The sequence below is a fragment of the Streptomyces sp. CB01881 genome (genome assembly GCF_002953255.1).
Classification (GTDB): domain Bacteria; phylum Actinomycetota; class Actinomycetes; order Streptomycetales; family Streptomycetaceae; genus Kitasatospora.
Genome location: NZ_CP026498.1, coordinates 10,429,865 through 10,437,520, shown reverse-complemented (window position 1 = coordinate 10,437,520; position 7,656 = coordinate 10,429,865). Strand labels below are relative to the sequence as shown.

10 protein-coding genes are annotated in these 7,656 nt (G+C 71.7%); 3 read left to right on the top strand and 7 right to left on the bottom strand.

Annotation, left to right across the window (positions count from 1 at the left end):
* The 4 genes from C2142_RS34920 to C2142_RS34905 form a co-directional block, all read right to left on the bottom strand.
* A partial coding sequence (locus C2142_RS34920; RefSeq protein WP_241002963.1) for an acyl-CoA dehydrogenase family protein occupies positions 1–1,133 on the bottom strand: 1,133 nt, incomplete at its 3' end.
* Positions 1,133–2,161 (bottom strand): phosphotransferase family protein, encoded by a 1,029-nt coding sequence (locus tag C2142_RS34915; RefSeq protein ID WP_148646867.1) that lies wholly within the window; start codon positions 2,159–2,161, stop codon positions 1,133–1,135. The genes C2142_RS34920 and C2142_RS34915, both read right to left, overlap by 1 nt.
* Before the next feature lie 133 nt (positions 2,162–2,294).
* Complete coding sequence (locus C2142_RS34910; RefSeq protein ID WP_148646866.1) at positions 2,295–2,504, bottom strand: DUF397 domain-containing protein; 210 nt, start codon at positions 2,502–2,504, stop codon at positions 2,295–2,297.
* Between the two features lie 3 nt (positions 2,505–2,507).
* On the bottom strand, positions 2,508–3,332 hold the full coding sequence (locus tag C2142_RS34905) for a helix-turn-helix transcriptional regulator (RefSeq protein ID WP_148646865.1): 825 nt from the start codon (positions 3,330–3,332) through the stop codon (positions 2,508–2,510).
* A 107-nt stretch (positions 3,333–3,439) separates the two neighbouring features.
* Here C2142_RS34905 and C2142_RS34900 point away from each other — a divergent pair, with 107 nt between their 5' ends.
* The 3 genes from C2142_RS34900 (at position 3,440) to C2142_RS34890 (ending at position 5,532) form a co-directional block, all read left to right on the top strand.
* Complete coding sequence (locus tag C2142_RS34900) at positions 3,440–3,805, top strand: hypothetical protein (protein ID WP_148646864.1); 366 nt, start codon at positions 3,440–3,442, stop codon at positions 3,803–3,805.
* A gap of 194 nt (positions 3,806–3,999) precedes the next feature.
* Positions 4,000–4,221, top strand: coding sequence for a hypothetical protein (locus tag C2142_RS34895; protein ID WP_148646863.1), 222 nt, complete (start codon positions 4,000–4,002; stop codon positions 4,219–4,221).
* Positions 4,222–4,392: 171 nt separating this feature from the next.
* Positions 4,393–5,532 carry a hypothetical protein gene (locus C2142_RS34890; RefSeq protein WP_148646862.1) on the top strand — a complete coding sequence of 380 codons (1,140 nt, stop codon included), beginning with the start codon at positions 4,393–4,395 and terminating at the stop codon, positions 5,530–5,532.
* 34 nt (positions 5,533–5,566) lie between these two features.
* Here C2142_RS34890 and C2142_RS34885 read toward each other — a convergent pair whose 3' ends face one another.
* The 3 genes from C2142_RS34885 to C2142_RS40880 form a co-directional block, all read right to left on the bottom strand.
* Positions 5,567–6,466: a Gfo/Idh/MocA family oxidoreductase gene (locus C2142_RS34885; protein WP_148646861.1), complete on the bottom strand. Its 900-nt coding sequence runs from the start codon at positions 6,464–6,466 to the stop codon at positions 5,567–5,569.
* Positions 6,467–6,503: 37 nt separating this feature from the next.
* Positions 6,504–7,175, bottom strand: coding sequence for an O-methyltransferase (locus C2142_RS34880; protein ID WP_148646860.1), 672 nt, complete (start codon positions 7,173–7,175; stop codon positions 6,504–6,506).
* Between the two features lie 89 nt (positions 7,176–7,264).
* Positions 7,265–7,656: DedA family protein (locus tag C2142_RS40880; protein ID WP_241002962.1), on the bottom strand; the 392-nt coding region annotated here is incomplete at its 5' end.

Genomic DNA, 7,656 nt, shown 5'->3' with positions numbered 1-7,656 from the left:
CGGTTGCCGGCCCAGAGCTGGGCGAGCGGGGTGTCCTGGCTGACGCCGGCCGCGCCGTGGGCCTGGACGGCCTTGTCGAGGATCCATTCGACGGTGCGCGGGGTGGCGATCTTGATGGCCTGGATCTCGGTGTGGGCGCCGCGGTTGCCGACGGTGTCCATCAGCCAGGCGGTCTTGAGGACGAGCAGCCTCAGCTGCTCGATCCTGACGCGGGATTCGGCGATCCAGTCCTGGACGACGCCCTGTTCGGCGAGCGGCCGGCCGAAGGCGACCCGGTCCAGCGTCCGCCGGCACATCAGCTCGACGGCGCGCTCGGCCATGCCGATGGCGCGCATGCAGTGGTGGATGCGGCCGGGCCCGAGCCTGGCCTGGGCGATGGCGAAGCCGGAGCCCTCCTCGCCGATCAGGTTGGCGGCGGGGACGCGGACGCCGTCGAAGTGGACCTCGGCGTGGCCGCCGTGGTCGGCGTCGTCGTAGCCGAACGCCTTCATCCCGCGCCGGACGGTGACGCCGGGGGTGTCGCGCGGGACGAGGATCATGCTCTGCCGGCGGTGCGGCTCGGCGTCGGGGTCGGTCTTGCCCATCACGATGAGGATCCGGCACTGCGGGTTCATCGCCCCGGTGATGTACCACTTCCGGCCGGTGACGACGTACTCGTCACCGTCGCGCTCGATCCGGGTGGCGATGTTGGCGGCGTCGGAGGAGGCGACGTCGGGCTCGGTCATCGCGAAGGCGGACCGGATCCGGGCGTCGAGGAGGGGTTCGAGCCACTGTTCGCGCTGCGCGGCGGAGCCGAACTGGGCGAGCAGCTCCATGTTGCCGGTGTCGGGGGCGGCGCAGTTGAGGGCGGGCGGCGCGAGCTGCGGGCTGCGGCCGGTGATCTCGGCGAGCGGCGCGTACTGGAGGTTGGTGAGGCCGGCGCCGTGCTCGCCCGGCAGGAAGAGGTTCCAGAGCCCCTGCTTGCGCGCCTCGGCCTGGAGCTCTCCGACCACTGGTGGGATGTCCCAGTGCGGACGGTCCGGGTCGGCGAGCTGCTCCTCCAGGACGGGCTCGGCGGGGTGGACGTGTTCGTCCATGAAGGCGAGCAGCTGCTCGCGGAGTTCGTCGGTCCGGGCGTCGTGGGCGAAGTCCATCAGCTCTCCTTGAGGGTGCTCAGGCCGTGCCGGGCGAGGACGGGCGCCATCTCGCCGGCGCGTTCGAAGCCGGCACCGAGGGTGCGGCCCTGCTGGAAGCGGTAGTGGATGCCCTCGGCGACGACGGCGAGCTTGAAGGAGGCAAAGGCGACGTACCAGTCGAGGTCGGCGGCGTGACGCCCGGTCAGCTCGGCGTAGTACGAGACGATTTCGTCCGGCTTCGGGAAACCCGGAGCGGCCATGGCGGAGGGGATGATGCCGCCGCCGACGCCCGCGAGTTCGGTGTACATCACCAGCAGGCCGACGTCGGTGAGCGGGTCGCCGAGGGTGGACATCTCCCAGTCGAGCACGGCGGTGATCGCGTCGGCGTCGTCGACGAGCACGTTGTCCAGCCGGTAGTCACCGTGCACGAGCGCGGGCGCCGGGGAGACGGGCAGCCGCTCGGCGAGCAGGGCGTGCAGCCGGTCGAGCTCGGGCAGGTCCCGGCTGCGGGAGGCGGCGAGTTGCTTGGACCACCGGCGCAGCTGGCGCTCCAGGTAGCCGTCCGGGTGGCCGAAGTCAGCCAGGCCCACGTCGGCCGGGTCGATCCGGTGCAGGGCGGCGAGGGTCTCCACCAGTCGCCGGCCGAGGGCGCGCACCCGCTGCTCGCCGAGGGCGGCGAGGGTCGCGGCATCGCGGTGGGCGGTTCCGGGCACGTACTCCATGAGGTACCAGGGCGCGCCGAGCACGTCGGTCCCGGGGTCGAGCAGCAGGGTGCGCGGGACGGGCACGCCGGAGTCGCGCAGAGCGGTCATGACGCGGTACTCGCGGCCCATGTCGTGGGCGGTGGCCAGGACGTGCCCGAGCGGAGGCCGGCGCAGCACCCGTCGTCCGGCGGCGTCGGTCAGCACGTAGGTGAGGTTGGAGCGGCCTCCCTCGATGAGCTCGGCCCGCAGTGGCCCCTGGACGGCACCGGGCAGCTCGCGGTCCAGGTGGTCCCGGAGCCGGGCCAGGTCCAGGCCGGGCGGGCCGGCAGGGGTCTCGGGCATCGGGCGGCTCCTCGGGGGTCGATTCCGTCGCGTTGACTAAGCGCTTGCTTAGCATCCAGCCGAGCGATCCCCCTGTCAATGCGACGAACCCCCGGCCACGTGGTCCGGGGGTTCGTCGGGGGCGGGTCGTGCGTCAGATGTCGCCGAACTCGCCGGCGACGGTCGCGGCGACGAAGGAGCGCCACGCTTCGACGGGGAAGAGGAGCGCCGGGCCCTCGGGATCCTTCGAGTCACGGACGGGTGCGACGCTGGGGAAGTCGGACGAGACCTCGACGCAGGAACCGCCGTTACCGGAGTACGACGACTTGAACCAGGAAGCGCGGGACAGGTCTGGGCGGGTCACGGGTCAGAGTTCCTTTCGGGCCTGGCGAATCATGTCGAGGGACGCGGCTCCGGTCAGCGCTTCCACCTGCAACCGATCGTAGGCCCTTTCCCATGCCCTGACAGTCCTGTCCTCCCGCACCACATAGCCGTGATCCGCGGATTCCGTGTAGCCCACCACAGAACGGTCGGCGAACGCCAGCAAGGTGACGAAGGAACGGAACGGGGCGTGCTCGGCCAGACCGAACGGGGCCACCTGGAAGATCACGTAGGGCCTGGACGCCATGTCAACCAGGTGATCGAGCTGCGCGCGCATCGTCGCGGCACCGCCCACCGGGCGACGAATGCCGCACTCATCTATCACCGCGTGGATGACCGGCGGCTCGGCACGCTTGAGAAGCCGCTGTCGCGCGAGGAGGAACTTCACCCGTTCCTCGGCCTGGTCCGGCGTACTGCTCCCGCGCTGCACTGCCGCCGCCTCGATCGCGGATGCGTACGCCTTGGTCTGGAAGAGCCCAGGAATGAGGTTCGGTTCGAAGATCCTGATCTCAGCCGCGCGGGCCTCCTGCGCAGCATGCTCGGGAAAGCCCTCCAGGAACCCCTTGCGCCTCATCCCGACCCACATCAGCTCAAGCGTCTGGCCCGTCCCGAGCGCCTTGTCAGCCGCCCTGACGAAGTCACGGCTGGTGGATTTGCGCCCTGTTTCCACCGCCGAGATGTAGCTGTCCGAGTACCCCATGGCTGCGGCAAGGTCCTCCTGGGTCCAGCTCAGTACCTCACGTGAGCTGCGAAGAAGTGCGCCGAAGGACTCGCGAGGGGATGACGTTGGGTCAAGTTCCTTGCGGTTCAAGACTCACACCCAATTCCACTGGAAACGCAGGCAAGTTGAACGGTTCCCCAGCTTAGACGACAGTGGGCGCTCCCGGTAGTCACTTCGCTACGGAACGGAGCGGACCCTTGAAGATCCAGAAGCCCCCGGAGACCCTGCACGCACCCCGACTTAAGGCCATCGACCGATTCCAGGTGGTGGTCTACCTGGCCAAGACCGACTCCCGCTTCCCCGAACTGGAGATGCGCAGCTGCGAGCAGTACGCGCACGCCTTCAACTGGGGCGTCTCCCTCACCGTCGTGGATGACGACTTCGAAACGCCTCCGGAGCGACGCTCCAACCTCCAGGTCGCGCTTCAGCGCGTCAAGGACCAGCGGGCCGGCGCGATCCTCATCGCGAGCAAGGCCGCCATCTCACCCATCGACGGCGAGTACGAGGAGTTCGCCCGGCAGGTCGAGAAGGCCGGCGGGTTCCTCCAGGTGACCCGCCGGTGACCGACCGGTACGGGATCGTCCCCGCCGACGCCCCCGACGGCGCCTCGTACCCGGTGTGGACCGTCCGCGACCGCCGGAGTCCTGGTGAAGGCCCTCCCGCCGCACCCCGAGCCCCTGCGTTTCCACTCCTACGACCATGCGCAGGCGTGGGTGCGCAACAACGGAACACCCGCTCCCGACAGCGGAGTTGAGCGGTGACCGGCGCGACGGGCGATCCGCCCGCCCAGCCCGGCCCGTACGAGATCCGGCTGATCGGCTCCCGCAGCCCGCACTTCCTCCTGCTGGAGTGCTGGGGGATCCGGGACCGTTCGCGACACGAGTACCTGCGCGTGCCGGGCTCCTCCCACCGGATCAGGCGCTTCTACTCCCTCGCGTCCGCCCAGACGTACCTGCTCGGACTTCTCATCCACTCCTGACCCCTCACCAAGCCACCGCTCGTCGCCCCGTACCGGGCGACGAGCGGAACGGTTCCGGACCGCCGTCCCCCCGCCAACAGACGATCACACGGCCGTCCCGGCAGGAGTCCCGCACCGGCGGGGACACGCCCGGTGGCGGTGGCCGCCTCACCCGACCGTCAGAATGGCGGCATGAGGATGATCCACACCCTGGCCGGCGTACTGCTGCTCCTGCTCGTCATCGGCAGCATCCTGCGCACCCTGGTCGTGCCGCGCGGGCTGTACTCGGCGCTGGTGTACCGGCTCTGGGCGGGGCTGCGCACCCTGTTGCGACTCTGGGCGGCACCCTTCGGCACCTACCGCGCGCAGGACCGGGCGCTGACCTGGCTGGCGCCGCTGGTGCTGCTGGGCATGCTCGGGGTGTGGCTCAGCGGCATGTTGATCGCGTACACCCTGCTGCTGCACGGCACCTCAGACCTCGACTGGTCGGTGTCCTTCCGCGAGGCCGGATCCAGCCTCTTCACCCTCGGCTTCGCCAGCGGCGAGCGCCTGCACCTGTCGGTCATCGACTTCATGGCCGCCGCCAGCGGCCCGCTGGTGATCGCCCTGCAGATCGCCTACCTGCCGACCCTCTACGCCGCCTACCAGCGGCGGGAGACCGAGGTGACCCTCCTCCAGTCCCGGGCCGGCGAACCCGTCTGGGGCCCGGAGCTGCTCGCCCGGCAGTCCCTCGTCGACACCGAGACCGCCCTCCCCCAGCTCTACCGGGACTGGGAGCGGCTGGCCGCCGACATCGGCGAGAGCCACTCCAACTACCCGGTGCTGCTGTCCTTCCGCTCCCCGCAGCCCAACCGCAGCTGGGTGGTCGGCCTGATCGCGGTGATGGACGCCGCCGCCCTCCACCTGGCGCTCTGTCCCCTCTCGGCTCCGCCCGAGGCCCGGCTGGTGATCCGGGCCGGCTTCACCGCGATGCGCGACATCGCCCGCTCCCTGCGCATCGACTTCGACCCCGACCCGGACCCGACCGCCCCGATCCGGCTCAGCTACACCGAGTACATCGGCGCCGTCGCGATGATCACCGCCGCCGGTTTCCCCCGCGAACGCCCGGTCGAGGACGGCTGGCGGCACTTCCACGGCTGGCGGGTCAACTATGAGGGGGTGGCGTACGAACTCGCCCGCCGCAGCGATGCCGTTCCCGCCCTGTGGAGCGGCCCGCGTGACTTCCGCGCACCGGTCATCCCCCCGGCCCGACCGACGGACCGCCGCCCGGGCGCGGACTCGGGACCCGGCCCGGGCCCTGACTCGGGCCGGCCCGGCCTGCCGCCGGCCTGACGGGCCCTCCCGGGGCGACGGGCCCTCCCGGAGCTCAGACCTCCACCGGGCCGCCGGAGGCGAGGGAGCGTTCGGCGGCGGCGAGGATCTCCACGGTGCGCAGGCCGAACGCGGCGTCGCAGGGGTGGGGCTCGCCGGTGCGGGCGGACTCGGCCAGGGCGTCCAGGGCGCGGTGGAGCGCCGCGACCGGGCCCTCGCCGCGCTCGGGGAGGTGGACGACGCCGGACTCGCCGCGCAGCTCCATGCCCGTGCCGCCGGCCGCGACCGGCGCGGTCAGGCTCAGCGCGAGCGTGCTCGACGCGCCGCCGGCGTGCCGCAGCACCAGGTGGACGGTGTCCAGCGGGCCGGCCACGGCGGTCACCAGGGTGGCGTCGCCGAGGACCGGGAGCAGCACGGAGAGGGCGTGCGGGCCGACGTCCCAGAGCGCGCCCTTCTCGCGGCGCCACGGCGAGGCCGCGTACGGGCTGGTGCTGTCGGGGGCGAACACCGAGCCGAGCCAGTCGGAGCGCCCGGTGAACCAGCCCCCGGTCGCGGCCTGCTTCTCGATCCACGGGATCTGCTCGCCGCCGAAGCGGACGGTGAAGAAGACCACGGAGGCGACGCCGTGCGCCCCGGTGGCCCGCACGACGCGCCGGGCGTCCGGGACGGTCAGCGCGACCGGCTTGTCCAGCAGCAGGTGGCAGCCGGCCTCGGCGGCGCGCACCGCCAGGTCGGCCTGGACGGTCGGCGGCAGGGCGATGGAGACGGCGTCCACCTCGGAGAGCAGCCGGTCGAGGTCCGCGTACCCGGGGACGCCGTGCGCCTCGCCGAGGGCGTCGGCCGCCTCGGGGCGGCGGGCCCAGACACCCGCGAACTCGTAGGAGGGGTGCTCCGCCAGGACGGGCGCGTGCACCCGCGCCGCCCAGGGGCCGGTGCCCAGCAGTCCGATCCGCATCCTGTCCCTCTTCTTCCTTGCCTTGCGTACGCTGCGGTCAGCCCTGGACGCGGGCCAGCATGAAGCCGTCGTAGCCCTTGCTGCCAACGGTCTGCACCGAGGTCGCGCTGACTCCCGGCTCGGCGGCGACGAGCTCGTGCAGCGCGCGCGTCCCGATCACGCCCGGGTCGGTACTGTCGGCGTCGGCGACGGCGCCGCCGCGCACCACGTTGTCCACGATGATCAGTGAGCCCGGCCTGGTCAGCTGCAGCGCCCGGCGGAAGTATTCGGGGTTGCTCGGCTTGTCCGCGTCGATGAAGACCAGGTCGAAGGGCTCCACACGCTCCTCGACCATGGCGGCCAGCGTGTCGGCGGCCCGGCCGAGCCGGACCTCGGCGAGCCTCTCCAGTCCGGCGCGCGCGAGGTTCCCCCGAGCGACCTCCGCGTGCTTCGGATCGATCTCAAGGGTGATCAGGACGCCGCCGGCAGGCAGCGCCCGGGCCAGCCAGATCGCGCTGTAGCCGCCGAGCGTTCCGACCTCCAGGATCCGCCGGGCACCGGACGTGAGCGCCAGCAGGTGCAGCAGCTTGCCCTGGTTGGGGGCGACGGCGATGTGCGGCAGCCCGGCGGCGTCGGCAGCGGCGGACGCGGCCTCCAGCGCCGGATCGTGCCCGACCAACTGCTCGGAGAAATACGCGTCCACGGCGTCCCACGTCGGCTGCTGTGCCATCGGGCCCTCCAGAGTGCAAGATCGGCAGGTACCTGCTGATGCTACTCCGGGGGCCCGACAACACCGGGACTGCCGCTGGGAGCGCTCCGTCACTCCGCGACGGTGGCGTTGACGGACGAGGCCGCCGCAGCCGCCTCCTCCGCCTCGATCCGGGCGTGGGTCCTGGCGGCCCGCCGCTTCATCACCCAGGCCGAGATCAGGCCGATGGCCAGCGCCGCGCCCAGACCCGCCCAGGAGAACCGGGCCAGCCAGGGCTCGATGCTCTTGCCGACCTTGTAGACCAGCAGCGTCGTTCCACCGGCCCAGACGATGCCGCCCAGCACGTTGGCGATCAGGAACTTCCAGTACGGCATCTTCAGCGCGCCCGCCAGCGGACCGGCGAAGATGCGCAACAGGGCGATGAAGCGGCCGAAGAAGACCGCCCACATGCCCCACTTCTGGAACGATCGCTCAGCGGTGGCCAGGTGCGCGGAAGTGCTTG

Bases quoted from the DNA above. Each gene is read 5' to 3' on its own strand.
- C2142_RS34915 (WP_148646867.1), bottom strand. From the start codon at position 2,161: ATGCCCGAGACCCCTGCCGGCCCGCCCGGCCTGGACCTGGCCCGGCTC.
- C2142_RS34890 (WP_148646862.1), top strand. From the start codon at position 4,393: ATGAGGATGATCCACACCCTGGCCGGCGTACTGCTGCTCCTGCTCGTC.
- C2142_RS34885 (WP_148646861.1), bottom strand. From the start codon at position 6,466: ATGCGGATCGGACTGCTGGGCACCGGCCCCTGGGCGGCGCGGGTGCAC.
- C2142_RS34880 (WP_148646860.1), bottom strand. From the start codon at position 7,175: ATGGCACAGCAGCCGACGTGGGACGCCGTGGACGCGTATTTCTCCGAG.